Below are 26,185 nucleotides of genomic sequence, written 5' to 3'. Positions count from 1 at the left end.
AGGACATGAAAACATGCCCACCGAAATTCTGATGCCCGCCCTGTCACCGACCATGGAGGAAGGCACGCTCGCCAAATGGCTGGTCAAGGAAGGCGATACCGTCTCGTCCGGTGACCTTTTGGCCGAAATCGAAACCGACAAGGCCACGATGGAGTTCGAGGCCGTCGACGAAGGCACCATCGGCAAGATCCTGATCCCTGAAGGCACCGAAGGGGTCAAGGTCAACACTGCCATCGCGGTTCTGCTGGAAGATGGCGAAAGCGCCGATGATATCTCGACCGCGCCTGCCGCAGCCCCTGCGGCTGCCCCCGCAGCCGCCGCGGGCAACGAGGCCGCCGCGCCAGCGGCGTCCGAGGCGCCCGCCCCTGCACCGGCAGCTCCGGCCAAAGCTGATGGCGGTCGTATCTTTGCTTCGCCTCTGGCCCGAAGGATAGCCGCGCAGAAAGGCCTGGACCTGACGCAGATCACGGGCACTGGCCCGCATGGCCGCATCGTCAAAGCGGACGTGGAAAGCGCGTCGGCTGCTCCGGCTCCGGCTGCGGCGGCGCCAGCCCCGGCAGCAGCAGCACCCGCTGCTGCTCCGGCCGGTCCTTCGGCAGATGCCGTGGCTCGCATGTACGAAGGTCGCGAATACGAGGAAATCAAGCTCGACGGTATGCGCAAAACCATCGCCGCACGCCTCAGCGAAGCCAAGCAGACCATCCCGCATTTCTACCTGCGCCGCGACATCAAGCTGGACGCGCTGCTGAAATTCCGTGGCCAGTTGAACAAGCAGTTGGAAGGCCGGGGCGTCAAGCTCAGCGTCAACGATTTCATCATCAAGGCCGTCGCCAACGCGCTGCAACAAGTTCCCGCCTGCAACGCGGTTTGGGCCGGTGATCGGGTTCTGCAGCTGAAACCCTCGGACGTGGCGGTCGCCGTCGCGATTGAAGGTGGCCTGTTCACGCCGGTCCTGCAGGATGCTGACATGAAGTCACTGTCCGCGCTGTCGACCGAGATGAAAGACCTCGCCTCCCGCGCCCGCGAGCGCAAGCTGGCGCCGCATGAGTATCAGGGCGGTACATTTGCAATCTCGAACCTCGGCATGTTCGGCATCGACAATTTCGACGCCATCGTGAACCCGCCCCATGCCGGCATTCTGGCCGTGGGCTCCGGCGTCAAGAAACCGGTCGTGGGCGATGATGGAGAGCTGACCGTGGCCACCGTCATGTCGGTCACCATGTCTGTCGATCACCGTGTGATTGACGGCGCACTGGGCGCCGAGCTGCTGCAGGCCATCGTCGACAATCTGGAAAACCCGATGGTTATGCTGGCCTGATCCACCCCAAAAACAAAAAAGCCGCCTCAGACCCGAGACGGCTTTCTTCGTTTATAGGGTTCGACTTACTTGTCTTTGCCTAACATGTGATCCATCGAGATCGACGGCTGATCACACCCGGCCTCACCCACAATCTTGGCAGGGATACCGGCAACGGTCGTGCAGGCTGGAACCTCTTGCAGCACCACCGACCCTGCGGCGATGCGGCTGCAATGGCCAACCTCGATATTTCCCAGAACCTTAGCCCCGGCGCCGATGAGCACACCATCACCGATCGTGGGATGGCGCTGTTCTTCTTCCTTGCCGGTTCCGCCAAGGGTTACCGAATGCAGCATCGAGACGTTGTCGCCCACCACGGCCGTTTCACCGATCACGATGGAATGGGCATGGTCAATCATGATGCCCTTGCCGATACGCGCAGCGGGGTGAATATCGATCCCGAAAATCTCTGACGAACGCATCTGGAAGAAATACGCCAAATCATGGCGGCCTTTGCTCCACAGCCAATGTGCCACACGATAGGCCTGCATCGCCTGATACCCTTTGAAGTACAGGATCGGCTGCAACAGACGGTGGCACGCCGGGTCACGTTCATAGACAGCCATCAGGTCCGCGCGCGCTGCTTCGATCAGCGACGGGTCATCCGCATAGGCTTCGTCCACGATTTCACGCAACACCATCATCGACATCTCGTTCGAGCACAGCTTGGCCGACACTCGGTAAGACAGGGCGCGCTCAAGGCTGCGGTGGTGCAGGATACAGGCGTGCACCAGACCACCCATCAACGGCTCATTCTCGACGGCCGCCTGAGCTTCGGTGGTGATACGGGTCCAGACCGGGTCAACCGGTGTCACGTGACTGCGCTTTTCCAACATGGCTTTTGATCCTTTGCTGCGCCTAGAATGCCATTTAGTTGTAAAAACACCAAACGCAAACCCGTGATCTGCAGGGTAACGAAAATGAATGAAACCGAAATGGCAGGCTTTGCGGCAAGTATTCAGGCGCGATTGGCTGAGATAGCAGATCATTCAGCGTCGGAAAAAGATGCGCAGGCCATTGTCGAGTTGGACCAAAAAGCCGTTGGGCGTCTCAGCAGGATGGACGCGTTGCAGAATCAGGCCATGGCCAAGGCGCAGCAGGCCAATCGCGATACCGAGACACGGCGCTTGCGGGCCGCGCTGATCCGCATTCAGGACGGGGAATTCGGATATTGCGAGGATTGCGGCAACGAGATCCCCAAAGGTCGGCTGAACCTCGACCTCGCCGCCACCAAATGCGTCAGCTGTGCGTCCGGTTGATCTGAAACCGAACCAGATGACGCAGAACCATCTCAAAACACTGACAATATTGCGGGTCGTCAAACCCAGGCTCATCCGCCAGTTGCCTGTTGCGCGCCACCGCCATCAACGAGCCATTTCCGAACAATGGATGAAGCCGCCCGGTCTGGCCAACATGTTTGTCGGCCAGTTCCGCTTCGTGGATCATACGGGAGCAGAGGCGATTGCGGTCCACCGGCGACGCGGCCAGCAATGCCCGCGCCGCAGCACTTACATCTCCATGCAAGACAGGACGCATGTCGCGGCTTACCCAACTGTCAGGCTGGTGGGCAGGCCCGGCCCATAGCTGGCTGAGACCTGAGCCACCCTGACTTCATAGGCACCGCTTACCCCATCCGCCGCTTGTGCCGCGGTCGAATAGAACCAGTTCGGCTCGCTCACAACCTGTTCCCGGACCAACGTGCCGTTGACGCGAATTTGAACAAGGTAGGATTCGCTTTCCTCCGCCAGCGGCACGTTCAGACCAGCCCAATCATCCCCATCCAGCCGGGTGCGGCGTATCCATGTCACCTGGTCGCCTGTGCCATCTGAAACAGCCCTGAGATGCACGGGCGCGTAGGGGCGCAATCCGTTGCCGTCGAAGGCCTCAACAAGGTGGACGAAGGACGGATCGTCATAACCTCGTGTCGCCGGGCCGATGCGATAATGTTTGGACACTCGCCGCTCGGACCGCAGCAGGCTTGTTTGGTAAACCCGTTGATCCAGCAGGACGAACATTGACCCATCGGGCCAAACATCCGGCATCGCTGCGTCTGTCCCCAATTGGCCACGCAAACGCCCGGACAGGGTATAAATCCCGGTTTCCTGCAGCGTGGCGTCGGCGAACTGGAATACCTCCCAGTTTCCCGGTGTCCCGTCACCAATAGCCGCGAGGTTGGCACCGTTCAACAGCGCCTCACGCGGGCGGGATTCCAACAGCCCGTCGACCAAGTTTACCCGTAACGGCGCACCTTCGTCCCAGATACCGGCACTTGCCCGCCAGAGTGGCGTTTCAGTGAAACCGATAACTGCCTGCCCCGAAATAACCTCCTGCAGCGCATAGTCCTCGTCACTCGCCGCCGAATACACGGCAACGCTGCCGGGCCAGGGATTTGCCGAGGCGGCCAGATAGGGGGCATGTGGTGCTTCCGACCCGGTGATCAGCGGCAAATCCATGAACACGGGCAGGACAGGAACCGGCGCGATAAAGGGCTTCGCAGTCACCTCATCATCAGGCAAATCGGACGGAGCGTATACACCGGTTTCGATCCGCACCGCTTCGGCCAGTTGCAGATCTGCCTGTTCTAAGCGGTCGATACGGTACCGCGCACCCTGCCCGTCTTTGGCCAAAGTGACAACGTCCCCGGCACCGATTTGCAGCATCGACGGCGGCAGCGCAAACCGGGCCGTCTCGCGCGAGACGCGCGCTTCGCTTAACCAGCGTTCAGCGGTCTGGCGACCCTCGGCCCGTGTCATCGACAGAGGTACCTCATTCACCGACACCGAATGCGTCCGGGTATCCGGCAGGACGGCCTCTTCTGACACAAAATCATGGTCGGCATCCGACTGCACAAACCTCAACCGTACGCGGCCAGTCAACTCGGCCTCGGCCTCTCTCCGATACTCGACCCGACCTTCGATGTCAGAGCTTTCGGCCAGCAGATCGCTATCCAACTCAATCGCTCTGCGGCCATCACGCATCTGGAACAGCAAAACACCGTCGCGTTCAATTGCGTCAAAACCATAGCGCAGCATCAGCGGCTGCAACGCGGCGCGGGCAGTGGTCACATCCTCAATCGCGTATCCCCGCACAACGCCATGGAGGCGCGACACATCGATATGCGTTACCCCTGCCCCGTGGCAGATTTCCGTGACAACCGAGGCTAGAGTGCGCGACCCTGACCGCCCATTCAACCAATGGCCACGAGGGTAATTGACGCCATCGCTCCACTGGCTGCGCAGGTTTGGAAAAGTGGGAAACGGGCGTGCATCCCAGGCCCAGACATAGGCGTTTGCCATGTCCACCATCCGACCACCATACTCTTCCGATATCGGGTTTGTCTTCGGATCCGACCAATAGCCCAGCATCGCCTTTAGGTATTGCAGCTGCATGAAATCGTCACGCAGCCCGTTTGAGTACTTTGGCAGGCGGGATTCCGAGGATTTGGGATCCAGGAACTTGTTCGGCTGGTTAGTCCCTTTATCGATGGCCGCACAACCCAGTTCTGTGAACCAAATCGGCTTGGATCCGGGCACCCAATCTGTCGGGTTCGTCTGCCGAACACCCCCGATGCGCTCGTGATGCCGGTGCGACCACCAATTGCGCAAGTCTTTATACCGCCAAATCCACGGTTCATTGTGTTCACTGTCCGTAATTGGCGTGCGTATCTGGGCCTCAGCCTCTTCGGGGGAGGCATAGTACCAATCATATCCCTCGCCGCCTTCGATATTGCCGCGAAGATAGTCGAGATCATAGATCGCATCGACCCCGGCCTGAGCATCCAAGTGGTCCAAGCCGTCTCGCCAATCAGACAACGGCATATAGTTGTCGATACCGACGAAATCGATGTTTTTATCAGCCCAAAGCGGATCAAGATGGAAATACCGGTCCCCGGAACCATCATTGGGTTGATAGCCAAAGTATTCGCTCCAATCCGCCGCGTAACCGATCTTTGTGCCCGATCCTAAAATCTTACGCACCTCTGCGGCCAACGCTCGCAATTGCGATACGGCAGGGAAACCGGACGCCCCACGGATTTGTGTCAACCCGCGCATCTCTGACGAGATGCAGAAAGAGTCCACGCCACCGGCGGCTTTGCACAGGGCCGCGTAGTGCAGGATAAACCGTCGCAAGCTCCATTCCTGCGGGCCGGTATAGGACACATCGCCATTGCTGATGGCGAAATCACTGGCGCGGGCATTGCCAAAAAACGCATCCACCTGCGCATCCGCTGTTGCGGACTGATCCGGCGAGCCATTGCGCCCCGGAGCATCGCTTAATGTGATCCGACCGCGCCACGGCAAGTGCGGTTGAATTTTTGCGTCCGACCAAGGATCGGACAGCCCGTTGCCCTCTAACTGGTCCATCAGAATAAACGGATAGAACATCACCCGCTTGCGGATACTTTTCAGATGCCTAATCGCCTGCACCACCGACTGATCAGAAGGTGTTGCGCCATAAACAGGGCGACCTCCCTTGTGCCGAACGCGCTTGGCAGAGTCGCGGTCCACCCCAGCCACGCGCCAGGGCATGTTCTTACCTTCGATGTTCTTGTGCAGAACCTTCGGCTGGAGCTGGCAGGTTCCGCATCGCAGATCATCACCAAACCAAGACACAATCAATGAGGCCGCTTCGCAGGATTTCAGCTCTGTTCGCAGAGACCGGGTTGCAGTTACCAGATCCGGCTTCCCCGAGGATGAGTTGACATTCGCAGCCCAGCTCCTCCCCCTGCCTTTGGTATAGTTTATCTGCTCGCTAGCCAAAGCGTACTCACCGGTTCCAGGCATCAGCGCGACGCCACGGATCGTATTGGACAATGCGTCCGGAGTATCCGGCAAGCCCGATTGCTCCTGCCGCACAACTTCGAACGAAAACTGCGGTACGCGGTTTCCGAAAGACGCCAGTTGCAGATCCTCGATCACCACATAGGCTGTTCCTCGATACGCTGGGACATTGCCCGCACCCTCGATGGCCTCAATCAAAGGGTCAGGCAATTGGCGGTTGTCGCCGCGATAAAAACGCATGTTAAGACTTGCACGTTCAAGTTCTTCTCCGTCCGCCCAGATGCGGGGGATATCCGAAATCCGGCCAGAACCGACCGCGATGGCCAGAGAAATCGAGTAGCTATAGCTGTGCGTGGTGGTTGTAACCTCAGGCGCTTTGGGAGAGCCTTTACCCCCACCACCGCCACCGCCGGATTGCGTGGTCGTGCTTGTGCTTTTGGTTTCCAGAAAATCCGACGCCCAGATGACCTGACCACCCACGCGCATACGTCCGAAAACCGTGGCCACTGGGGCGCCTTCGCCAGTTTCCGTCAGGCGAAACCGGTTAAGACGCCCAGTTTCAACGACTTCGCTTCCGCCCCCCATGACCGATTGGCTCATCAGCCGCTGGTCGATGACCCGGCCCAGCGTTGCACCGATTGCGCGACCAATAACTGCCGTCGAAAGACCCGCAACGGTGCCACCTATCGCGCCGCCAATCGCGGCCCCTGCTGCGGACAGAACTATTGTTGCCATTCACTTGCCCTCCAGCGGGAATTCAAAACAGGCGACCACCCGGCGGTGCCAGGGGTCGCTTAGAGTGTTTTCGACAACGCCATACCCGGAATAGGCGTGAATGAACCGCGGTACGTCCCCAGTCGTACTGGCGATCCCGACATGCTTGGCAACTTGCCCATCCCGCATCCGGAACAGCAAAACATCACCCGCAGCCGCATCGCTGGGGTTCTTTTCGATCAGATGACGGCGGGCTGCGGCCCACATCCGTTCCTCTCCCTGAGGTTCGGACCAGTCCATGCTGTAGGTTGGAACCGCTTCTGGTTCATGCCCGAGCAGCGCACGCCACACACCTCGCAGCAAGCCCAGACAATCCGTGCCCGCCCCCTTGACCGAAGCCTGATGCACATACGGAGTCCCCAGCCAACTACGCGCCTCATCCACAATATCCTGTCTGCGCGCGCTCATCGTCTGCTTCCCCCCCTGTTCGGATTGCCTTGTTTGGGAGTGGCCATCATCCAGTCTTCGCCGGGAAGATCCGGAAAACCCTGAAAGTTCAGCAAATTATTAAATTTCCGGCGGCAAGTCGTCATGCGTTTGTCGCATCCAACCGTCAGCCTGACCCGGTCTCCAACTGCCAGACCTCCATTGATCCCAGACCACAGAGAAACACTGCGCCCGCCTGAGACCTGCTCGTCCAGCTTGATCGAATCCCAAAGCCCAACCGCCTGCCCAGACACTACATCCAGCCTGCCGCGTTTGAACCATCCCGTGTCCCAAGCGCCGGCACCTTTCAGCTGCAAGGTACTGCCACCCCTCATACTCACAACTTGGGCTTCAACACGGAAGCCCGAAGTGCCCAGGTTGAATTTGCAGTCACTATCGCCAAGAACTGCGGTACAGGGTTTCTGATAGATCCTACCTGTAGGCTGGTTCAGCAAATCCGTAAGACCGCGCAATTCGGCGTGAAACGCGCCACCCGCGCGGCGCATCTCTCCGATGGAGCCTCTGAATTGCAGCATGCGTTGCTCGGGTGCGGCCCAGTTGACCAGCCATGCAAGCACCTCCGCACCGTCAAACCGGCCAGCCTCAATATCCTCTTCCTTGACGGCTGCGTCGGACAAAGCGCCCATAGCCTCAGAGTTGTCTACGGACAACCCGGTGGCCTGTTCGATTGCAGCAGCCGTCAGTCCGGTGCTGGCCTTAAAGGTTACCCCGTCAAAGCTCAGTTCCATATCATGGTCGGTAAACCCATATTCCCGCCCGTCCGCGCGCCGGATCGCCCAACAGCGGCAGGTCGTTGTTAGCCCGCTTTGCAGGTGGACCTGCAACCCTTGCTTATCTCCATTCATCAGACGCGCACCTCAACCACTGGAACGTTGGGCACATCTCCGGCCTGAAAGCTGGCGACGCTGGTTTGAATCCTGTCGGTGTCGAAGCGGACCGGAACGTCGAATTCGAAACCTGCTGTGATTTCCACCTCCTCTGGCGGGGGAACCATAAAGCTGATTAGTCCGGTGTTCAGATTGACATCAAAGTCAACGCCTTCGCGCATTTGATCTTGCTCGACACCGACCTTGACCGTCCCAAGAACGGGTTTGACGATCGGACGAACGTAACTGAAACCACCAGAGCTGTAGGTCTTGACCAGTTGAAACTCGGTTGAAGTACCGTCGCCACGGGCAATGACCTGATCGTCCTGCGACACCTCTACGGTTGCCGCACCAGACTTGTAATCCGACCAGTCTTTCCAGCGAAAGCCGAACATCTGCCCTTGGCGCGCCTCGAAAAACGACACCAGTGTTTCGATTTCGTCCAGCGACCGCATGCCCAAACCGGCATCATACCGCCGCCGAGAATGCGCCCAGGGCGTGTTGCGTTCTTCGAACCCGTTGGCCAGCGTCACGATATCCGTGCGCCGTTCGGGGCCACCGACCGAGCCAAAACTCAGGCTGGCGGGAAATCTGACTTCGTGGAAATTCATGACCTGCTCCCTCGTGTTACCTGTTGCGATTGCCGCGACCCAAAGCGCGGTTCATCTGTGCAGCAATCTGGCCCTGACTGCGACGGAACCCCTGAACGTCGGGGGTTGTGATGTTCATCACCACGTTCACCGCGCGCCCACCGCCTGAGGTGCGCACGCCCAGCTTGCCATCCGGACCACGCGCCAGAGGCATGATCGCCTCGGGACCAGCCTCACCCATCAACCCGGTGCCGCCGCGCATCGGGAAGATGGTAGGGCCGTTGATCACGCCACCATTGGCGAAGGGCATCACCCGCCCCTGGGAAAAACTGCCGCCGTCAGCGAACGGCAATATGCCCTGCACCAGACCGCCGACCGTGTTGGCCAGCATTCCGCCAAAATGATCCGTCACCGGCCGGATCGCGGCCGAATAAGCCGTCCGGATCATCGAGTTCTTCAGAACGTCCAGCGCATCCGACAGGTTCATCCCGTCCAGCACCACACCGTCAAAGGCCTTGCGCAAACCGCCGGACATGCCGCGCTCCAACGTGGCGACATCCTTGCCGGTCTCTTCGAAGGCCGCGCTGATCCGTTTCATCTGGTTGTCGAAGGCCGCGGCCATCGACGCCGCATCCCCCAGCGAGTCGCCCAGCGCCTCGCCCCGTTCCTGCAGGTCGTCCAACCCGTCACGATCTGTCATCACGATCTCCTTGTTTCTTATCCGGGTAGGCCGCCAGCAAGGCATCCAGTCCCGCCCGGTTCATCGACGGCATCCCCGCGTCCTGCCCCAGCATCAGCCGCAGCTCGGCCGGGGTCAGACGCCAGAACTGTTCCGGCGTCAGGCGTAGGCCGATAAACCCGGCCCGCATCAGTGCAGGCCAGTCGAACCCGCTCACTGCTCCGGCACCATGAAGGCCCGCGCCAGCAGCTCGGCCGCTGCGCGCGCGCCCGCCATCGGACCGCCGTCGATCTCGGCGCGCAGCAGATCGGCACGGGCTACATCAGCCCCGCCGCCCCGCAGCCCCGCCACGATCAGCGCCAGCACATCGCCGCTGGAATACGCGCCGCCTTCGAACCGCTGCACCAGTTCCACCAGCGACCCGGTGCCCAGTTCTTGTTCCAATTCCGCCAAAGCGCCCAGCGTCAGCTTGAGCACCCGCCGCTTCCCATCGATGGTCAAAGCCACTTCGCCCGTCCACGGATTGGCCATCGGATTACAGCGCCGTAAAGGCCAGAGCACCGGCACTGGCCAGGCTCATCTCATAGGTCGCCTCGCCATTGTGCGAGCCCGCATACTCGATACCCGTCACCTGAAACGCGCCCTCGACGATGCCGAAGTCGGGAATGATCACCTGAAAATTCGGTGTCTCACCATCAAAAAACAGCTGGCGCGCACGTTCATCGGTGCCCGCGTCCTTGAACACGCCCGAGCCCGAAACCGCAGCGGATTTCACACCTGCCCCCGACAGCAGCTCGCGCCAGCCACCCTGGCTTTCAAGGCTGGTAACATCCACACTTTCCGCATTGAAACTGACCCGCGTGGCCCGCAGCCCCGCGATGGTCTCGAACAAGCCCGAGCCGTTCATATCCACTTTGACCAACAGGTCTTTTCCGTTCTGGGCAGCCAAATTCTCTCTCCGTTGATTGCTTAGTCGTCTTCCACGCGTGCGCGGAATCTCAGGTCGATCTGGCGGATTGCGCCGCCGGTTCCCGTACGCCGGGCTGAAGCACGCTCGAACCACAGCCCAACCAGTCGGCCCCGATCCAGCACCAGAGCCGCGCCATCCAACGCGTCACACACCGCGCCTGCCAGCGTCTTGGCCGCGCCGAAACCTGCGGACTCAGACACAACCGACACCGTGAACCGATGCGCCGCCCCGGCACCCGTCCGGTCCGAGGCATCGCGCACTTCTTCCGGACCCAGCGTCACGTAGGTCTGTGGCACCGAACCAGCAGGAACCGCGTCATAGATAGAGCCGCCGGATAGCGTGCTGACCTGAGCATCCCCTGTAAGCTGCTGAAAAGGACGCCGCCTGCAAAGCAGCTGAAACGCCGTAGCTCATGCCGCCACCTCTTCGTCTGCGAAACAGGTCAGGAATTTGCCGCGGGGGTCGCGTTCAGCGACCGCACGAATAACGAAACGCCGTGTGCCTTCCGCAAAACGCTGATCCGGCGAGGGCCGCATAGCCGATCCTTCCGGCGCGCCGCGAACCACGATGCGATATCCGACGCGTGAAACCGAAACGCCTGCGATCTGCCGCTCGGACCCGCTGCGCGCGGTAACCTCCGCCCAAACTGTCCCCAGCGCCTGCCAAGTCTCGGTGTAGCCGCCCGCGCCATCGGCGCTGCGCACCGGTGCCTCCAGCAACAGCTTTCGATTCAGTTGCGGCGCCTTCATTGCGCTACTCCTGCGCCGAAACGCACGGTACGGTAACGCTGAATCAGGCTGGTTACGCCAAAGGGCATACAACCTGCGCCCAGCGCTGTTTCATCACGATATTCGTAGTAATGCGCCGCCAGCAGTAGCACTGCCTGCCCCAGATCGGCGGGCAAACCGCCCCAATCGGAGGACATGCCGGCGGTGAAGGCGATCTTCACCGCGCCGCCCGTCGCGATCGCCGGCAGGCTCGAACCCACCGGGCGCAACCGGGCGCGCTGGCTGTCCTGTTCCAACCGGTACGCGCCCGCATCCACGACGTTTTCGCCTCCCGCCACATCCGTCACGGTCACCGCGTCAATCTACGCCACCGGAGCCACGGGAAGAACCTCGGCCGCCTGATCCCGCCAACTGCTCAGGCTCCACGAAAAACCGCGCTCAATCAGAACCTTGCCGGTGCGCGCTTCAATCGCCGCAATGGCGGCCCGTAAAAAGCCCATCAGCACTTCGTCCTGCACGCTGTCTTCGGTGAAACCCGTTCCCAGCCGCAGATGCGTCTTGAACTGATCCACCGGCAGCGCCGCATCCGCGATGGCGGTTTTTTCGATCAACATCATCCATTCACTCCGCAATCTCGACCCCCTCCGGGGGTCGTCACTTCAGGAATTGACGGGCGCGCACCGCCCCACGTTGCTCGGACGGAGGGGAGCAGCTAGACAACGCAGAGGATCTCACCCCGGCCCGCGCCCGTCGCCCCGGGGAACCGAAGCTCCCCGGAGATTCAACCCGCGTTAGGCGGTGCCGAATTTCACCAACTTGATCGCGGCAAAGTCGCTCACGTCGCCACCAACGCGCTTGGTTGCGTAGAACAGGACATGCGGCTTGGCGCTGAACGGGTCGCGCAGGACGCGCAGGTCGGGGCGTTCAGCGATGGTGTAACCAGCCTGGAAGTCACCGAATGCGATCGAGAAGCTGTCGGTACCTGCATCCGGCATATCCTCAGCGATCAGCACCGGATAGCCCATCAGACGCGCAGGCTCACCCGCGGCCAGTCCGTCCGACCACAGGAAGCGGCCATCGCTGTCCTTCAGTTTTCGGATCAGACCAGCAGTTTTTGAGTTCATCACGAAGGTGCCGTTAACGCGGTACTGGGCGCCCAACGCATAGACCACGTCGACAATCGCATCCGCCTCGACACCGCCGTCGATGCCGGTGGGCACGTAGCCGATATTGCCCAAGGCCCAGACATCATTGTCGACCGTGGTGTGATCCAGAATGCCTTTCGGCTTGTCGGCGCCATCGCCCGAGATGAACGCAGCTGCCTCGGCGCGGGCGAATTTGTCGGCGATGCGACCCGCCAGCCAGCCTTCGACGTCAAACGCGCTGTCATCCAGCAAACGCTGCGAGGCTTTAGGCAACGCGCTCAGTTCGTGCAGCGCAATCGAGATGCGGTCGATCGACGGAGTCGCGGTTTCGGTCGCAGCCGCAGTTTCATCGGCCCAACCTGCGCCTACATCAGTGTGGTCGATCAGCACGTCGAACGAATTCGCTTCTACGTTTACCACTGACGCGATCGAGCGGATCGAAGCGGTGGATTTCAGTACCGATTTGATGATCTCGGCGGTTTGTGGATCGACCAAATAACCACCATCGCTGTTGACGGCGCTGGACAGCGATTTCGACTCCATCTCAAGCCCGCGCAGGCCGTCATCTTCGCCCGAACGCACATAGGCGTCAAAAGCCTTCTGATGCGGTGCGCCGTCTTCGATCGAGGCCGCAAGGTGCGGACGCGCCGCGATGGTTGATTTACGATCCAGCATGGTCAGTCGCTCTTCTGTCTGTTGCAGTTTGGTATTAATTTCAGCCTTCAGACCCTTGAATTCATTCACGAAGCCAGCCATCGCCTGCTTCACCTCCTGAACCAGGGGCGCACCCTCTCCGTTCAAGGCCGGGGTTTCGGTCTTGCTCATCAGCACTTCCATTTCTTGGGTGGGTTTGAGGCGCGCTAGGGTCGCGCCAGCTCCTGCCGGGCGTCATTGAACACCTCGGCAATGCTGCGCAGGGTCTCGTCGGCTTCGGGGTCAAAACCCTTTGCCGCCACCCGCGCACTGGGCAGCATCGGGAAGGTCACCAGCGACACTTCCCACAGCTCCAGTTCGGTCAGGACCCGCTGGCCCTTGTCATTCTTCACGGCCCGCTTGGTGCGATAGCCAATCGACAGGCCATCCATCGCACCGGCACGGATCAGTTCCGCCGCCTCGCGGCCCTTTTGCGTGCTTTCCAGCAGGCGTCCTTTGACCCAAAGGCCCTTGTCGTCTTCGCGCACTTCGTCCCAGACCCCGATGGGTTGTGCCGGGTCGTGCTGCCACAGCATCTTGACCCGCTGACCCGCCTTTTCCAGCCCGGCCAGCGAACTACGATAGGCACCTTTCTGCACCACGTCGCTGCCCTGATCGGCCTGACCGAAAAAGCTGGCATAGCCTTCGATCACCGCATCCTCGGATACCGAAAGCCGGTCTCCGAACCGAGCAAACTTGCGTTCCAAGTCCATGAATATCTCCTCGTAAGCTTTTGATTTCACGGCGTGACCGCAAGGAACGATTGAAACACCTGCGCCAGGATCACCGCCGCGACGCCATAGACCGTCAGCCACAACCGTTTCTCCAGCCGCTCCATCATCTCTTCGATTTGATCCAACCTGCGGCACAGGTGTGCATGCTGGATCTCAGCCACCCTCTCATGCGCCGCCAGACGCAGGCCCGGCGCGCAGTCGAATGGCGGATACCCCTCAGCCATCCGCATCCTCCGCCAGCGCCGGAAGGCCCAGCAGAGACCGTTTCTCCGCATCGGTAAGAAACTCCGCCCGGCTGACCCGCGCCCACTGCGCATCCCGCTCAGCAGCCAGTGCGGGCACCTGATCCAGATCCGGTTTCAGCACCAGATCCTCGCCGGTATAGCCCGAGAGCCATTCCGACACCGCCGCCGCCACCCGCGTCACCAGAGGCAGCACGGTCAGGCGATAGAACGCCCGGTTAGCCTCCTGATAGTTCGAATAGGTCGCATCACCCTGGATCCCCAGCAACATCGGCGGGACCCCAAAGGCCAACGCGATCTCGCGGGCGGCGGCTTCCTTGGTCTTCTGAAACTCCATGTCCGATGGGGAAAAGCCCATCGGCTTCCAATCTAGCCCCCCTTCCAGAACCATCGGTCGACCGGCATTGCGTGCGCCGCGATAGTTCTGCTCTATCTCGTCCGATAGACGGCGGAACTGGTCCTCAGCCATCACGCTATGGCCGTCGCCACCCTTCCAGACCAGCGCCCCCGAGGGCCGCGCCGCATTGTCCAGCAGCGATTTCGACCACCGAGACGCGCTGTTATGCACATCAATCGCCATCGCCGCCGCCTGCATAGGCGAGAACCCGTAATGGTCGTCCTGCGGATGGAAGGACTTGATGTGGCAGATGGCATCGGCGGCAAAACGATGGGTCTTACCCCCGACTGTGTAGTCATACGCCTTGGGCCAGCCATCGGCCCCTGGCACCACGCTCATCCGGTCCGAGCGCAGGACATGCGGTTCTTCCGGAAACCCGCCTTCGGCCTGAACCGCCTCGATATAGGCGTTACCGGACAGCAGCAGCTGACCAAATACGGCCTCCATCAACTCAGCCCGGCCCTGAGCTGCGTTGGGACGGCGCATCAGCGTCAGAATGAGGTGCGCTTCATAACGTTGTTCACGGTCCTGCAGAACCAGAGGCAAAGCCGCTGCCGCCTCGGCAATCAGCTTGACCGAGCGGAACCCCACCGGATTTCCGGAAAACCCCGTCCGCGTCAGCGTCACCGTGTCCCGAGGGCTCCACGCCACACGCCCGCCCGTCTGCCAGGCTACCACCGGCCCCGCTGCGCTGGCCTTTGCTTCTGGTGCTTCCCCGGCCGCTCCACGACGCAAGAAATCGAATACCATGTCCAGATGCTCCTTTCTGTCGCCGCTGTTTCCGGCTTGTTGAAAGGAGTTATGACGGAAATGAGTTTATGCCTCGGGAATTGAGCGTACGGGGATTGGGCAACGGATCAACCCTGCGAGACTATGAGGCCATCCTAGGAGGGCGATGCCTGGTCGAAGACTCGGCCAGTCGCTATTGTGCGCTACTTGTTGTTACATCTCGCCCCGAGCAAGATTCTATCACCTCAAGCAATTGCTGGGCATTCTGTAGGTAGTCCAAAAAAATCGGCTCGATTCCACGGTCGAAGCGTATCGGATGCCCGGAATGAGAGAGACCGAAGCCAAACAATTGAACTTGTTCGTCTGAAAGCAGCGTTCCTACTCTAAGCGACGGAAAAGGTCGAGTGGGAAGCAGTTCATACGGAAACGTCGTCGAATGCTCGCATGAAACGACAAAAAGCCGAGTGCTAAATCTCCAATTTCGCCCATAGCGACAAATGACGACGCGTTTGTCTGTAATATAATAAATCAAATTGCCCAAAACAAACTGGCGTTGAGTTGCGAGATAGGCTGAGAACGAAAGCAAGGCTAGAGTCGCACTACCAAGTAGCCACATAGCTTCCGATCGACCGAAGCGGGCATCCGGATCAGTATTGATAAATGGAAACGTTGCCCAAAGAACTATAAGAGCGATCAAAACAAATATCTGCAATTTCCGTTCTTCGCCTACAGTCTGCAAAAGTTTCAAACCATAACCCGGGCGACCTGACCAAATCAGACGTTCTTTTGGGGTAAGGATTTCGTCTAATTCGAGGCTGCAAAGGGGTGTAACTGTAACGAGTGACATGTGCTTGGCCATACAACGCGTAAGACATTGAAACCAGATAAAAACGGCGTCAGAAACATCAACCCTTCTAATCCACTATGTTCCGTGGGAGGTCTGCGTTTCACAAAGCCCTTACCCTAGGCCGCCGATACGCCCCCGCAGGCCCCACAACCAACTCATGCAGCGCCCAGACCAGCGCGTCGACGCGGTCAGGTGAGCCCTGCCCTTCGAACCCCCGCGCGGTCATCTGGCACATCTGTTCCTCCAGCGCGTCCAGCCCGGCCACGTGAGACACGCGGCCCTGTTCGTACAACGCCGCTACAGGCTCAGCCCGCGCGACCTTGCCACGTGAGGCCCGCACAGCCCGGAACGGGACCAGAGGGTCCACCTGCCGCACGACCTCTTCCACCAGTTGCCCGCCCTGATTGACCTCAGCCACCAGCCTCTCGGCCCCGAATTCGTCCATGGCATCGATCGCTGCCTGCGCCCAACCTGCCGGACCGACGCCCTGCACCGTCCAGTCGGCCAGAACATAGGCGCGCCAGTCCTCGGGCGACCCCTGCAGCTGCGCGCCGACAACCACGATCCCGCAGGCATCCGCATCCGATCCCGCCGTCACCGCAGGATCCAGTGCCACCACGATACGGTCCAGTTCGGGCACCTTGTCGACCCGCGCCGCGTCCAGCATCGAGCCGGTCCACAACGCGCCCTCGGCATCCGATAGCAATACCCCGTCCAACTCCTGTCGTCCCAACCGGGTGCCCGCATAGCGCGCCCGTACCTCGGCCAGGAATGAGTCCGCCAGATTGGCCCGGTTCGCCTCGGTCGGCGCATGGGTCTGAACGGTCGAGGGTGACACCAGCAGCGCCTTCAGAACCCTCACATTCCGCGGAGTGGTCGTCACGCAGACCCGCGGCCGCTCACCCAGGCGCAACGCAAATTGCAGCATATCCCAAGTCTCTTCGGCCTTTTTCCACTTGGCCAATTCGTCCACCCAAGCGGCATCGAACTGAGGCCCCCTCAACCCCTCGGGATCATGCGCCGAGAACGCCTGCGCCTCGCCCCCGTTGGGCCAGATCAGCTTGCGTTCCGAAGCCTTCCACTGAGGTCGCCGGTCCGGTGGCGAACAGTGCAATATCCCGCTGTCGCCAAGAATCATCACATCGCGCACCTGATCGAAAGTCTCACCGACCAGCGCCACCCGACTGGCCTCTCCGCGATCCAACGGTTTCGACCCTTCGACCATCGACCGCACCCATTCGGCCCCCGCGCGCGTTTTACCGGCACCGCGCCCGCCCATGATCACCCAGGACCGCCAGTCGCCCTCAGGCGGCAATTGATGCGGCAGCGCCCAGAACTCGAACAGGAAAGGGAGGGCGCATAGCCCCCCCTCCCCGATCTCACTCAGAAACCTGTCCCGAACCGCAGCATCGGCGGAGGCGAGCCAACCTGCACCCGATTTCAAGTCGAGTGCGCTCAAGGTCGAGCGCATATCCCCCTTGGGCAATTCCGGCTTGTTTGTGATGTTGTTCGACAAAGCTTGTCTCCACTTTCTGACAACTTCGGATCAGCCCCTCTAACTGACCGAGTTGCTTGGCTGTTCCAGCCAGGTCTGCATCCTCCCCGGTTCCGATTTGCCTGCGCAGTTCTTCCGCTGCCTGGCGCAAACCGCGAATGGACGTCTCAAGCGACTGCAAAAGTTCTGCCGTCTGTGACATCCGCTCTTCCGGGGTAATCAAAGTCATGTTTGCCTGTGACCTCATGCGTGAGTTTTTCCGCACGAGAGAAACGAAAAACGGCCACCGGGTTCCCCCGGGGCCGTTGCCCACTTCTTCTAGCATGACACAACTTATACGAGAATAAGCGCACGAAGTCAATGATTTGCGCAACAGGGGCGCAACACCCAAAGAACGCACCGGGTTAAGAAAGCTTGAACGCCCCCACGCAAACCGTTTGGATTGCCAGCCCGTAAGGCCGCTGTTCTAGGTACGAAAACCGGGGGGCACGCCCTATTCATTGCGTTCCTTTGATGGGATTCGCGTATCGGGAAAGGCTGACGATGAGGCGGTGAGCCTCCCTTTCGAATGGAGAATGTGCGTGTCTTCGCCGTCTTAGTTAAATACTCCGCTGCAGGAACTTTTAACGCATTGAACACAATTGCGCTGGGATCAGGTAAAGTCGGGGATACGATCTTATCCTGTCTCGGCCCCATCGGTGCCCCACATCAAAGCTTGACAAATCTGCGCGCAGGCCGCATGTGCCGCAAACCAAGCGCTGACGCGTGAGCATCTGGCCGTAACGGCCCCCACAGCGCACGACACATCTCCTAGTTCCCCTTCACGCAGGGTTCTTGATGCGACGGCCGGACGTACAGGACTCGCCTGTATGCCCCGAGGCCTCGCAGAAACCCTGCCGGTTGCGCTGTTGGCGTGGCCTTTTGCTCTTGTCCGGTGCGGAAAACCGTTTCGGATCAAAAAGGAATGATACTTGTTCGACTTCGACATGCTGGGCCTTGCCCCGGCCCTGAATGACGCGCTGCAACGCGCGAACTTTACCCAACCCACGCCGATCCAGAACCAGGCGATCCCGCTGGCCCTGCAGGGCCACGACATCCTTGGTTTGGCCCAGACCGGCACCGGCAAAACGCTGGCGTTCGGCCTGCCGCTGATTGACCATCTTTTAGCGCAACCCGGCAAACCTGTCCCCAAATCGGTCAAGGCCCTAATCCTTGCGCCCACCCGCGAGTTGGTGAACCAGATCGCCGAAAGCCTGCGCAACCTGACCAAAAAGACGAAGCTGCGCGTGGCCACCGTGGTCGGCGGGCAATCCATCGGTAAACAGATCTCGTTCCTGTCGCGCGGCACCGACATTCTGGTCGCCACGCCCGGTCGCCTGATCGACCTGCTGGAACGTGGCGCCGTTGACCTCAGCACGGTCCGCCATCTGGTGCTGGACGAGGCCGACCAGATGCTGGACATGGGCTTTATCCACGCCCTGCGCAAAATCGAACCGGCATTGGGCACACCGCGCCAGACCATGCTGTTTTCGGCGACGATGCCGAAACTGATGGAAGAACTAAGCCAGTCCTATCTGACCAACCCTCAGAGGGTGCAGGTTTCGCCCCCGGGCAAGGCCGCAGACAAGATCACACAGTCGGTTCACTTCCTCGACCGGGCTGAAAAACCGCGGAAGCTGCGCCAAGTTCTGTCAGCAGACATGGATGCTCTGACGCTGGTCTTTGCCCGCACCAAGCACGGGGCTGAGAAACTGATGAAAGGCCTTGTGGCGGATGGGTTCAACGCCGCCTCGATCCATGGCAACAAAAGCCAAGGTCAGCGCGACCGCGCGATCAAGGCGTTCCGCGCCGGAGAGATCAACGTGCTGGTCGCCACCGACGTTGCCGCGCGCGGCATCGACATTCCGGGCGTAGCCTACGTGATCAACTACGACCTGCCCGAGGTGCCCGACAACTATGTCCATCGCATTGGTCGCACCGCCCGCGCCGGGCGCGAGGGCGAAGGCATCGCTTTTTGCGCACCGGATGAACTGGACCAGTTGCGCCAGATTCAAAAGCTGATGAAGATCGAAATTCCGGTCGCCAGCGGCACCATGCCCGAGTTCGCTGAACCCAAGAAACCGCGCAAGCGTGGCGGCTTCAGGGGCCGTAGACCGCACGGGGCAAATGAGGCGTCAAAACCCGCGCCGTCCAAACGTCGCCGTCCACACCGACGCCCTGCCGCATAACAAAGAAAAGGCCGCGTTTTTCAACGCGGCCTTTTTCTTAGTTGCTCGAGCTGTTTCGCTCGGCTTCGATCTCTCGCCATTTGGCAACGTTGCGGTTGTGCTCGTCCAGAGTTTCCGCAAAGGCGTGCCCGCCTGTACCATCCGCAACAAAGAAGACATAGTCAGTCTCTTCCGGCGCCACAGCAGCCTCGAGGCTTGCAAGCCCGGGATTAGCGATCGGTGTCGGCGGCAGACCATCGATTACGTAAGTATTCCATGGCGTTGCCCGGCGAAGCTCACTCCGCCGCAAGCCACGACCCAGCACGCCTTGGCCTTTGGTGACGCCGTAGATCACGGTCGGGTCCGTCTGCAGCTTCATGCCCTTTTCAAGCCGATTCACAAAGACGCTGGCCACTTGTCCCCGCTCATGAGGAACACCGGTTTCTTTCTCGATGATCGAGGCAAGGATCAACATCTCTTCGGGGCTGCTGATCGGCAAATCATCCTGCCGGTTTTCCCAGACCGCGTTGATCCGCAACTGTTGCTTCGCTTGCATGTCCTGCAGCAAAGCAGTCCGGTCATCGCCCGAAGCCAGCTCATAACTGTCGGGGGCCAGGAGACCCTCGGCCGGTATCTCGGACACCTCTCCGGTCAGCGCGTCGATACCCTTCAGCGCCTCAACCACCTGCCAGGAGGTCACACCCTCAGCAACCGAAACGCGATAGCGGGTGTCGGAATCCTGACGCTTTTCAGTGTATGTGGCAGGGGCTTCTTCTTCACCGGCCTCAAAGCTGGCGATTTCGACAAAGTCCAGCGTGGCCGGGTCCAGTTCGCGTACTCGGGTCTGAACCCGCGTGACGCCGATGCGATATTCGATCTCAGACCCGCAGGTGCTGGCGCCGCTGCTTGTGATCTCGTCGATGATCTGCTCCATCGACGCACCTTCACGCACCAGAAAGCTGCCTGCTTTCAGTTGCTGGGCCTTGTCGGTGTAGTCTGCACCCATCCGGAAAATCATGGCGCTGCTGATGGCGCCCTCATCCTCAAGCTGCTGGCTAACGCGAGTCATGTTGGATCCGCTTTTGACCTGCAGGCACATAGCGGTTTGCAGCGGGCCCTCGGACTTATATTGCGACTGCCCCCAAAGGATCAGACCGCCGATCAGAAACAGGCCGACCACCAGGATGGTCAGCGCGTTCGATGCCAAAGCCCGCCACATTTAGCTGACCTTTCCGAAGATCACGCTCGCGTTAGTGCCGCCAAAGCCGAACGAGTTCGACAGGGCCACGTTGATCTCACGCTCGCGTTTGGCGTTGGGTGCCAGATCAATCGGTGTTTCAACCGCCGGGTTGTCCAGATTTATCGTCGGCGGAGCAACCTGATCGCGGATCGCGAGGATCGAGAAGATCGCCTCAATCGCGCCAGCCGCACCCAGCAGGTGGCCGGTGGCCGATTTGGTTGAGGTCATGGTCGCGTTTGCTGCGTGGTCGCCCAGCAGACGTTCCACCGCACCCAGTTCGATCGTGTCCGCCATGGTCGAAGTGCCATGCGCGTTGATATAGTCCAGATCCTTCGGCTCCAGCCCGGCGCTGCGCAGCGCGGCTTTCATCGAACGCTCGGCTCCGTCTCCATCCTCGGACGGCGCGGTAATGTGATAGGCGTCACCCGACATGCCGTACCCCAGAACCTCGGCGTAAATCTTCGCGCCGCGCGCCTTGGCGTGCTCGTAGTCTTCCAGAACGACGATACCCGCGCCTTCGCCCATGACAAACCCGTCGCGGTCGACATCATAGGGGCGGCTCGCCTTTTTCGGATCGTCGGCATACTTGGTCGACAGCGCCTTGCACGCGTTAAAGCCCGCAATGCCGATTTCGCAGATACAGCCCTCACCTCCGCCCGCAACCATAACATCCGCGTCACCAGCGCGGATGATGCGGCTGGCGTCGCCAATCGCATGCGCACCGGTCGAACAAGCCGTCACGACAGAGTGGTTCGGCCCTTTAAACCCATGGCGGATCGACACCTGACCCGAGGCCAGGTTGATCAGTGCTCCGGGAATAAAGAAGGGCGACACGCGGCGCGGGCCCTTATCGCGGATCAAGTTGGCCGTGTTCGCGATGGACCCAAGCCCACCAATACCGGATCCGATCAGAACGCCTGTGCGCAGGCGCGCCTCTTCGTCCTCGGGCAACCAATCGGCGTCCTTGCAGGCCATCTCAGCTGCGGCAATCGAAAACAGAATAAAGTCTTCGATCTTCCGCTGCTCTTTCGGCGGCATCCAGTCGTCGGGGTTGAAGGTTCCGTTTGTCCCGTCTCCGCGCGGCACTTCGCAGGCATAGGTCGTGGTGACCCCGCTTGCCTCAGCGTCGAACTGAGTGATCGCACCCGCACCGGATTCTCCGTCCAGCAGCCGTGACCAAGTTTCCTCGACCCCGCTGGCCAAAGGAGTGACCAATCCCAGACCGGTTACAACGACTCTGCGCATGAAATGCCTCTTGCCTGCTTCCTGTTTGAGAACCGCTCATACCCCGGCCCGGGGGCCGGGGGCAAGAGCAACGGCATATTCCTTTCCGGCAGCATCCTGCCAAAACCGAAAAGAAACTCTGCTTGCAATCACAAGAACGGTTCAGAATTGAAAAAACCGCCTGTTGTCCAGAAGGGCAACAGACGGCTTATAGTTTGTCCGTCAGCTACTGGAACTGCGCGACCGGTTCATGTGCGGCTTGCGCCACTTCCAGCGCGTCGGCCAGATCAATCGACTTACGGAACAGCGCGCGGCCAACAATCGCGCCCGAAATATTCGGGATATAAGCCAAACGCGAAATATCATCCGAAGTCCGTACCACACCACTGGCGATGACCGGCGTACGGGACTTTTCTGCCAGACCGGAAATCAGGCCCAACTGTGCCTCGACATCTTCCATGTCGCTGTCGATATCCGTCACCAAAATGGCGGCAAACGGGGTATCGGCGAACGCCTCGATATAGGCTTCCGGGGTGAAAGCGCTTTGGCTGCGCCAACCTTCGGTCATCACCTGCCCTTGCCAGACATCCACAGCCAGAACGATCTGATCCGGATAAAGCCTAGCAAGTTCCTTGACTAGGATCGGATCCCAAGCAGCCAGCGTACCGATGACAATACGCCCTGCGCCCTTGTCGATCCAGTGCTCGACTTGCTCGCGGGTACGCATACCGCCAGCCAATTGCACCGACATCTCAGACGAGCGAATAATCTCTTCAACCAGTTCGACGTTTGTATCCCGTCCTTCGATCGCGTCGAAGTCGGTCAGTTGCATCCACCCCGCACCAGCGGCCGACCAACCACGCGCGGTTTCAACGGGGTCCACATGCCAAATCATTGCTTCATCCAGACGGCCTTTTTCCAGTGTCACACACCGGCCGTTCTGCAGTTCCATAGTGGGATAAATCCTCATGAGCACGCTCCTCCGCTCAATCGCATTGCAATTCACAGTATCATACAGACCGGAACAAACGCGAATATTACCAGTTTCGGCAAACTGAGGACATTTTGCGGCATCACACCCAAATTGAGACTACCTGCGTGCGGGTGGACCGTTCCGCCGCAGCAAAACGACCGGAGTACCGTTGTATTCGCATTCTCGCATCACGGAATAACCCAGCTTTTCGGCCAGTTTCTGCGAGACTGAATTCGCCGAATTTACCATTGCAACCAACGGCCCCGGCATGATGCGATCAAACCAGTCGTGGGCCGCCTGAGCGGCCTCAAATCCCAGCCCCTGCCCCTGAGCCTCTGGCACCAAAATCCATCCCGCTTCAGGGAAGCTGTCAAAATCTTCGCCCAGCGCTCGATTGCCATAGAAAAACCCGGCCTGACCGATCATTGCCCGATTCGATTGTTGCAGCACCGCCCATTGCCCAAATCCGGCCATCTGCCAATGCCCGGCGTTGCGCAGAAACGAGTCCCACGCCTCACCGCGCGATCGTGGCTTGCCACCGATATGTCGCACGATACAGGGGTTGCGCCATATCTCGGCGAACCGGTTGAAATCCTCGGGCCGCATGCCGCAAAGCATCAGGCGCGAAGTGTTTATCGTCGGGGTGGATCGCATCATGCCCTGCCCGCTTTGGATTATTGTGCCTCAAAGGCGATCGTTGCGAACGAAGCCTTATCCTGACAAGCCCGAAATCCACAACGCACAAAAAAACGGCGCCTCCGTTGCCCGGAAGCGCCGTTTTTTAAGGATTTCGAAGCGATCAGGATGCTTCGGAGATGAATTTGACGGCGTCGCCAAAAGTCTGGATGGTTTCGGCTGCGTCATCCGGGATTTCGATGCCGAACTCTTCTTCGAAGGCCATAACCAGTTCAACGGTGTCCAGGCTGTCTGCGCCCAGATCGTCGATGAACGAAGCGTTCTCGGCTACTTTGTCTTCTTCAACACCCAGGTGCTCAACAACAATCTTTTTAACGCGATCTGCGACGTCGCTCATGTCTATTCCTCATTCCATTTCAGGGCGTAAAGCCCGGTTCAGCCCTTGCCCGCTCAGGCTGGCTTTGATTTGCCCGGTTCGGGCGGTTTGGGTCCCCGAATTACCGGGAAAGTAGAAGGCCGACCGTTTGGTCGACCCCTGCATACATGCGCCGCCTATAGCACAGACAACGCCCGAGGCAAACGCTTTCGCGCCCGCCTCGCCTGCGATCACAACATGGCCATGCCGCCGTTCACATGCAAGGTCGTTCCTGTGACATAACCCGCTTCGGGGCTGGCAAGGTACAGAACTGCCGCAGCAATTTCCGACGGCTCGCCCATGCGACCGGCTGGAACCTGCGTCAAGATACCGGATTTCTGATCGTCAGTCAGCTTGTCGGTCATCGCAGTGGTGATGAACCCCGGAGCCACCGCGTTAGCAGTGATTCCGCGGCTTGCAACCTCGTAGGCCAGCGACTTGGTCATACCAACCATACCCGCCTTGGACGCGGCATAGTTGACCTGACCGGGGTTACCGGTCGCGCCTACCACCGAAGAGATGTTGATGATCCGGCCCCAGCGCGCCTTCATCATGCCGCGCAGAACGCCTTTGCACAGCTTGGCAGTGGCGGTCAGGTTTACGTCGATCACGCTCTGCCATTCATCATCCGACATACGCATGAACAGGTTGTCCCGCGTGATGCCCGCGTTGTTGACCAGAATGTCGACCGATCCCATCGCATCCGCCGCCTGCTTCGGCAGCGCCGCAACGGCTTCGGGATCACTCAGGTTGCAGGGAAGAACATGGGCGCGCTCGCCCAGCTCATCCGCCAGCGCCTGCAGAGGCTCGACCCGCGTACCAGACAGCCCGACAGTGGCCCCCGCTGCGTGCAGAGCGCGCGCGATATCGCCCCCGATACCACCCGAAGCGCCGGTGATCAGCGCATTCTTACCTGTCAAATCAAACATTCGGTTTCCCTCTTGGTGCGTCCTAACAGGACGTTTTCAACTTATGATTCGGCCTGAGTGACCTTTTGCACGTCTTCCGGCGTGCCAACGGCCTTGCCTGCGATGTCACGGTTGATCTTGCGGATCATACCCGACAGCGCCTTGCCTGCGCCGATCTCCCATGTTTCGGTCACGCCCTGCGCTGCCATGTACTGAACACTTTCACGCCAGCGGACCGATCCGGTGACCTGCTCAACCAGCAGCTGACGGATCAGATCCGGGTCGGTAACCGCTTCGGCGCGGACATTAGCCACCAGTGGCACGGCAGGTGCCTTGATTTCAACGGCGGCCAGCGCTTCGGCCATCACATCAGCCGCGGGCTGCATCAGCGCACAATGGAACGGAGCACTCACCGGCAGCATCACCGCGCGCTTGGCGCCCTTTTCCTTGGCGATTTCAGCCGCGCGTTCAACGGCGGCCTTGGCGCCCGAAACCACAACCTGCGTCGGGTCATTGTCATTTGCGGCCTGGCAAACCTCACCTTGCGCAGCCTCTTCGGCCACAGCGCGGACAGCATCCAGATCAAGGCCGAGAATTGCAGCCATTGCGCCGTCGCCCACCGGCACGGCGCTTTGCATCGCCTGACCGCGGGTGCGCAGCAGACGAGCCGTATCTGCAACCGACAAAGCACCAGCAGCGGCCAAAGCCGAATATTCGCCCAGCGAGTGACCAGCGACGAAGGCAGCATCTGTCACCGAAACGCCCTCGGCCTCCAGTGCGCGCATCGCAGCGATCGAGGTTGCCATCAGAGCCGGCTGCGCATTCTGCGTTAGAGTCAGGTCCGCGATTTCACCTTCCCAGATCAGGTTGCTCAGCTTTTCGCCCAGCGCCTCGTCGACCTCATCGAATACAGCCTGAGAAGCCGGGTAAGCCTCGGCCAGAGCCTTGCCCATCCCGATGGTTTGGGCACCCTGCCCCGGAAAAACGAATGCGCGTGTCATTGCGACCTCTTGGATGACGTTAGGTTGCGGGCGGGTGTAAACCGAGTGCGGACGCGGCACAAGCATTGCCTGACCTCTGCACTGTGGCACTTTTGATGTGCGCATCC

The 26,185-nt window shown here is 60.1% G+C and carries 27 protein-coding genes and 2 pseudogenes; 3 read left to right on the top strand and 26 right to left on the bottom strand.

The features are described 5' to 3' along the window. Positions 1-13: 13 nt before the first annotated feature. Entirely contained in the window at positions 14-1,318 is a 1,305-nt protein-coding gene (locus ACR0ER_RS05135; RefSeq protein ID WP_480768001.1) for a pyruvate dehydrogenase complex dihydrolipoamide acetyltransferase, read from the top strand. 65 nt (positions 1,319-1,383) lie between these two features. Here the strand turns inward: ACR0ER_RS05135 and cysE are convergent, their stop codons facing one another. Further along, a complete protein-coding gene (gene cysE, locus ACR0ER_RS05130) occupies positions 1,384-2,193 on the bottom strand; it encodes a serine O-acetyltransferase (protein WP_480768000.1) in 810 nt (269 codons plus the stop codon). An 84-nt stretch (positions 2,194-2,277) separates the two neighbouring features. Here cysE and ACR0ER_RS05125 point away from each other — a divergent pair, with 84 nt between their 5' ends. Continuing rightward, on the top strand, positions 2,278-2,616 hold the full coding sequence (locus ACR0ER_RS05125; protein WP_480767999.1) for a TraR/DksA family transcriptional regulator: 339 nt from the start codon (positions 2,278-2,280) through the stop codon (positions 2,614-2,616). Here ACR0ER_RS05125 and ACR0ER_RS05120 read toward each other — a convergent pair. The 18 genes and pseudogenes from ACR0ER_RS05120 to ACR0ER_RS05035 all read right to left on the bottom strand — a co-directional run bounded on the left by ACR0ER_RS05120 (position 2,597) and on the right by ACR0ER_RS05035 (position 17,450). Next, a complete protein-coding gene (locus tag ACR0ER_RS05120; protein WP_480767998.1) occupies positions 2,597-2,893 on the bottom strand; it encodes a DUF7742 family protein in 297 nt (98 codons plus the stop codon). The two genes, ACR0ER_RS05125 and ACR0ER_RS05120, sit on opposite strands and share 20 nt — an antisense overlap. An 8-nt stretch (positions 2,894-2,901) precedes the next feature. Continuing rightward, positions 2,902-6,873 (bottom strand): baseplate multidomain protein megatron, encoded by a 3,972-nt coding sequence (locus ACR0ER_RS05115; protein WP_480767997.1) that lies wholly within the window; start codon positions 6,871-6,873, stop codon positions 2,902-2,904. Continuing rightward, positions 6,874-7,320, bottom strand: a complete 447-nt coding sequence (locus ACR0ER_RS05110) for an NlpC/P60 family protein (RefSeq protein WP_480767996.1) — start codon at positions 7,318-7,320, stop codon at positions 6,874-6,876. Beyond that, positions 7,317-8,204 (bottom strand): DUF2163 domain-containing protein, encoded by an 888-nt coding sequence (locus ACR0ER_RS05105; protein WP_480767995.1) that lies wholly within the window; start codon positions 8,202-8,204, stop codon positions 7,317-7,319. The genes ACR0ER_RS05110 and ACR0ER_RS05105 overlap by 4 nt, the downstream gene beginning before the upstream one ends. After that, entirely contained in the window at positions 8,204-8,836 is a 633-nt protein-coding gene (locus tag ACR0ER_RS05100) for a phage distal tail protein, Rcc01695 family (RefSeq protein WP_480767994.1), read from the bottom strand. The genes ACR0ER_RS05105 and ACR0ER_RS05100 overlap by 1 nt, the downstream gene beginning before the upstream one ends. 16 nt (positions 8,837-8,852) lie before the next feature. Further along, positions 8,853-9,515 (bottom strand): phage tail tape measure protein, encoded by a 663-nt coding sequence (locus tag ACR0ER_RS05095; protein ID WP_480767993.1) that lies wholly within the window; start codon positions 9,513-9,515, stop codon positions 8,853-8,855. Then, positions 9,502-9,711 carry a rcc01693 family protein gene (locus tag ACR0ER_RS05090; protein WP_480767992.1) on the bottom strand — a complete coding sequence of 70 codons (210 nt, stop codon included), beginning with the start codon at positions 9,709-9,711 and terminating at the stop codon, positions 9,502-9,504. The genes ACR0ER_RS05095 and ACR0ER_RS05090 overlap by 14 nt, the downstream gene beginning before the upstream one ends. Beyond that, entirely contained in the window at positions 9,708-10,025 is a 318-nt protein-coding gene (locus tag ACR0ER_RS05085) for a gene transfer agent family protein (protein WP_480767991.1), read from the bottom strand. The genes ACR0ER_RS05090 and ACR0ER_RS05085 overlap by 4 nt, the downstream gene beginning before the upstream one ends. Positions 10,026-10,029: 4 nt before the next feature. Continuing rightward, positions 10,030-10,443 (bottom strand): phage major tail protein, TP901-1 family, encoded by a 414-nt coding sequence (locus tag ACR0ER_RS05080; protein ID WP_480767990.1) that lies wholly within the window; start codon positions 10,441-10,443, stop codon positions 10,030-10,032. 20 nt (positions 10,444-10,463) lie between these two features. Next, positions 10,464-10,878: pseudogene (locus tag ACR0ER_RS05075) on the bottom strand (DUF3168 domain-containing protein). Next, positions 10,875-11,213, bottom strand: a complete 339-nt coding sequence (locus ACR0ER_RS05070; RefSeq protein WP_480767989.1) for a phage head closure protein — start codon at positions 11,211-11,213, stop codon at positions 10,875-10,877. Before ACR0ER_RS05070 ends, ACR0ER_RS05075 begins: the two are co-directional and overlap by 4 nt. Continuing rightward, positions 11,210-11,809, bottom strand: a pseudogene (locus ACR0ER_RS05065) (head-tail connector protein). The gene ACR0ER_RS05070 and the pseudogene ACR0ER_RS05065 overlap by 4 nt, the downstream one beginning before the upstream one ends. A 174-nt stretch (positions 11,810-11,983) precedes the next feature. Continuing rightward, positions 11,984-13,162: a phage major capsid protein gene (locus ACR0ER_RS05060; RefSeq protein WP_480767988.1), complete on the bottom strand. Its 1,179-nt coding sequence runs from the start codon at positions 13,160-13,162 to the stop codon at positions 11,984-11,986. Between the two features lie 35 nt (positions 13,163-13,197). Beyond that, positions 13,198-13,743, bottom strand: a complete 546-nt coding sequence (locus ACR0ER_RS05055; protein WP_480767987.1) for an HK97 family phage prohead protease — start codon at positions 13,741-13,743, stop codon at positions 13,198-13,200. A 26-nt stretch (positions 13,744-13,769) separates the two neighbouring features. Then, positions 13,770-13,988, bottom strand: a complete 219-nt coding sequence (locus ACR0ER_RS05050; RefSeq protein ID WP_480767986.1) for a GTA head formation protein, RCAP_rcc01685 family — start codon at positions 13,986-13,988, stop codon at positions 13,770-13,772. After that, positions 13,981-15,153: a phage portal protein gene (locus ACR0ER_RS05045; RefSeq protein WP_480767985.1), complete on the bottom strand. Its 1,173-nt coding sequence runs from the start codon at positions 15,151-15,153 to the stop codon at positions 13,981-13,983. The genes ACR0ER_RS05050 and ACR0ER_RS05045 overlap by 8 nt, the downstream gene beginning before the upstream one ends. 172 nt (positions 15,154-15,325) lie before the next feature. Further along, the gene (locus ACR0ER_RS05040; RefSeq protein ID WP_480767984.1) at positions 15,326-15,979 is read right to left on the bottom strand and encodes a hypothetical protein; all 654 of its coding nucleotides are present in this window, start codon (positions 15,977-15,979) and stop codon (positions 15,326-15,328) included. 100 nt (positions 15,980-16,079) lie between these two features. After that, complete coding sequence (locus tag ACR0ER_RS05035; RefSeq protein ID WP_480768023.1) at positions 16,080-17,450, bottom strand: DNA-packaging protein; 1,371 nt, start codon at positions 17,448-17,450, stop codon at positions 16,080-16,082. A 995-nt stretch (positions 17,451-18,445) separates the two neighbouring features. Here ACR0ER_RS05035 and ACR0ER_RS05030 point away from each other — a divergent pair. After that, positions 18,446-19,702: a DEAD/DEAH box helicase gene (locus ACR0ER_RS05030; protein ID WP_480767983.1), complete on the top strand. Its 1,257-nt coding sequence runs from the start codon at positions 18,446-18,448 to the stop codon at positions 19,700-19,702. Positions 19,703-19,739: 37 nt separating this feature from the next. On the opposite strand, the gene mltG is transcribed toward ACR0ER_RS05030, so the two are convergent. The 7 genes from mltG to fabD all read right to left on the bottom strand — a co-directional run bounded on the left by mltG (position 19,740) and on the right by fabD (position 26,078). Then, a complete protein-coding gene (gene mltG, locus ACR0ER_RS05025; RefSeq protein WP_480767982.1) occupies positions 19,740-20,900 on the bottom strand; it encodes an endolytic transglycosylase MltG in 1,161 nt (386 codons plus the stop codon). After that, positions 20,901-22,166 carry a beta-ketoacyl-ACP synthase II gene (fabF, locus tag ACR0ER_RS05020; RefSeq protein WP_480767981.1) on the bottom strand — a complete coding sequence of 422 codons (1,266 nt, stop codon included), beginning with the start codon at positions 22,164-22,166 and terminating at the stop codon, positions 20,901-20,903. A gap of 205 nt (positions 22,167-22,371) precedes the next feature. Further along, entirely contained in the window at positions 22,372-23,115 is a 744-nt protein-coding gene (locus ACR0ER_RS05015) for a 1-(5-phosphoribosyl)-5-[(5-phosphoribosylamino)methylideneamino]imidazole-4-carboxamide isomerase (RefSeq protein ID WP_480767980.1), read from the bottom strand. A 120-nt stretch (positions 23,116-23,235) separates the two neighbouring features. Then, positions 23,236-23,775, bottom strand: coding sequence for a GNAT family N-acetyltransferase (locus ACR0ER_RS05010; RefSeq protein WP_170329214.1), 540 nt, complete (start codon positions 23,773-23,775; stop codon positions 23,236-23,238). 142 nt (positions 23,776-23,917) lie between these two features. Beyond that, on the bottom strand, positions 23,918-24,151 hold the full coding sequence (locus ACR0ER_RS05005; protein WP_008756330.1) for an acyl carrier protein: 234 nt from the start codon (positions 24,149-24,151) through the stop codon (positions 23,918-23,920). 209 nt (positions 24,152-24,360) lie between these two features. Further along, a complete protein-coding gene (gene fabG / locus ACR0ER_RS05000) occupies positions 24,361-25,098 on the bottom strand; it encodes a 3-oxoacyl-[acyl-carrier-protein] reductase (RefSeq protein ID WP_480767979.1) in 738 nt (245 codons plus the stop codon). Between the two features lie 41 nt (positions 25,099-25,139). Then, positions 25,140-26,078 (bottom strand): ACP S-malonyltransferase, encoded by a 939-nt coding sequence (gene fabD, locus ACR0ER_RS04995; RefSeq protein ID WP_480767978.1) that lies wholly within the window; start codon positions 26,076-26,078, stop codon positions 25,140-25,142. Positions 26,079-26,185: the final 107 nt, after the last annotated feature.

The organism is Ruegeria sp. CH8 (assembly GCF_056536985.1).
The sequence above is the reverse complement of the archived record's forward strand: the minus strand, read 5'-3'. Positions and strand labels throughout refer to the sequence as shown.

Coding starts and splice junctions, on each gene's coding strand:
- ACR0ER_RS05135 (WP_480768001.1), top strand. CDS start 14: ATGCCCACCGAAATTCTGATGCCCGCCCTGTCACCGACCATGGAGGAA.
- cysE (WP_480768000.1), bottom strand. CDS start 2,193: ATGTTGGAAAAGCGCAGTCACGTGACACCGGTTGACCCGGTCTGGACC.
- ACR0ER_RS05125 (WP_480767999.1), top strand. CDS start 2,278: ATGAATGAAACCGAAATGGCAGGCTTTGCGGCAAGTATTCAGGCGCGA.
- ACR0ER_RS05120 (WP_480767998.1), bottom strand. CDS start 2,893: ATGCGTCCTGTCTTGCATGGAGATGTAAGTGCTGCGGCGCGGGCATTG.
- ACR0ER_RS05115 (WP_480767997.1), bottom strand. CDS start 6,873: ATGGCAACAATAGTTCTGTCCGCAGCAGGGGCCGCGATTGGCGGCGCG.
- ACR0ER_RS05110 (WP_480767996.1), bottom strand. CDS start 7,320: ATGAGCGCGCGCAGACAGGATATTGTGGATGAGGCGCGTAGTTGGCTG.
- ACR0ER_RS05105 (WP_480767995.1), bottom strand. CDS start 8,204: ATGAATGGAGATAAGCAAGGGTTGCAGGTCCACCTGCAAAGCGGGCTA.
- ACR0ER_RS05100 (WP_480767994.1), bottom strand. CDS start 8,836: ATGAATTTCCACGAAGTCAGATTTCCCGCCAGCCTGAGTTTTGGCTCG.
- ACR0ER_RS05095 (WP_480767993.1), bottom strand. CDS start 9,515: ATGACAGATCGTGACGGGTTGGACGACCTGCAGGAACGGGGCGAGGCG.
- ACR0ER_RS05085 (WP_480767991.1), bottom strand. CDS start 10,025: ATGGCCAATCCGTGGACGGGCGAAGTGGCTTTGACCATCGATGGGAAG.
- ACR0ER_RS05070 (WP_480767989.1), bottom strand. CDS start 11,213: ATGAAGGCGCCGCAACTGAATCGAAAGCTGTTGCTGGAGGCACCGGTG.
- ACR0ER_RS05060 (WP_480767988.1), bottom strand. CDS start 13,162: ATGAGCAAGACCGAAACCCCGGCCTTGAACGGAGAGGGTGCGCCCCTG.
- ACR0ER_RS05055 (WP_480767987.1), bottom strand. CDS start 13,743: ATGGACTTGGAACGCAAGTTTGCTCGGTTCGGAGACCGGCTTTCGGTA.
- ACR0ER_RS05050 (WP_480767986.1), bottom strand. CDS start 13,988: ATGGCTGAGGGGTATCCGCCATTCGACTGCGCGCCGGGCCTGCGTCTG.
- ACR0ER_RS05045 (WP_480767985.1), bottom strand. CDS start 15,153: ATGGTATTCGATTTCTTGCGTCGTGGAGCGGCCGGGGAAGCACCAGAA.
- ACR0ER_RS05040 (WP_480767984.1), bottom strand. CDS start 15,979: ATGTCACTCGTTACAGTTACACCCCTTTGCAGCCTCGAATTAGACGAA.
- ACR0ER_RS05035 (WP_480768023.1), bottom strand. CDS start 17,450: ATGCGCTCGACCTTGAGCGCACTCGACTTGAAATCGGGTGCAGGTTGG.
- mltG (WP_480767982.1), bottom strand. CDS start 20,900: ATGTGGCGGGCTTTGGCATCGAACGCGCTGACCATCCTGGTGGTCGGC.
- fabF (WP_480767981.1), bottom strand. CDS start 22,166: ATGCGCAGAGTCGTTGTAACCGGTCTGGGATTGGTCACTCCTTTGGCC.
- ACR0ER_RS05015 (WP_480767980.1), bottom strand. CDS start 23,115: ATGAGGATTTATCCCACTATGGAACTGCAGAACGGCCGGTGTGTGACA.
- ACR0ER_RS05010 (WP_170329214.1), bottom strand. CDS start 23,775: ATGATGCGATCCACCCCGACGATAAACACTTCGCGCCTGATGCTTTGC.
- ACR0ER_RS05005 (WP_008756330.1), bottom strand. CDS start 24,151: ATGAGCGACGTCGCAGATCGCGTTAAAAAGATTGTTGTTGAGCACCTG.
- fabG (WP_480767979.1), bottom strand. CDS start 25,098: ATGTTTGATTTGACAGGTAAGAATGCGCTGATCACCGGCGCTTCGGGT.
- fabD (WP_480767978.1), bottom strand. CDS start 26,078: ATGACACGCGCATTCGTTTTTCCGGGGCAGGGTGCCCAAACCATCGGG.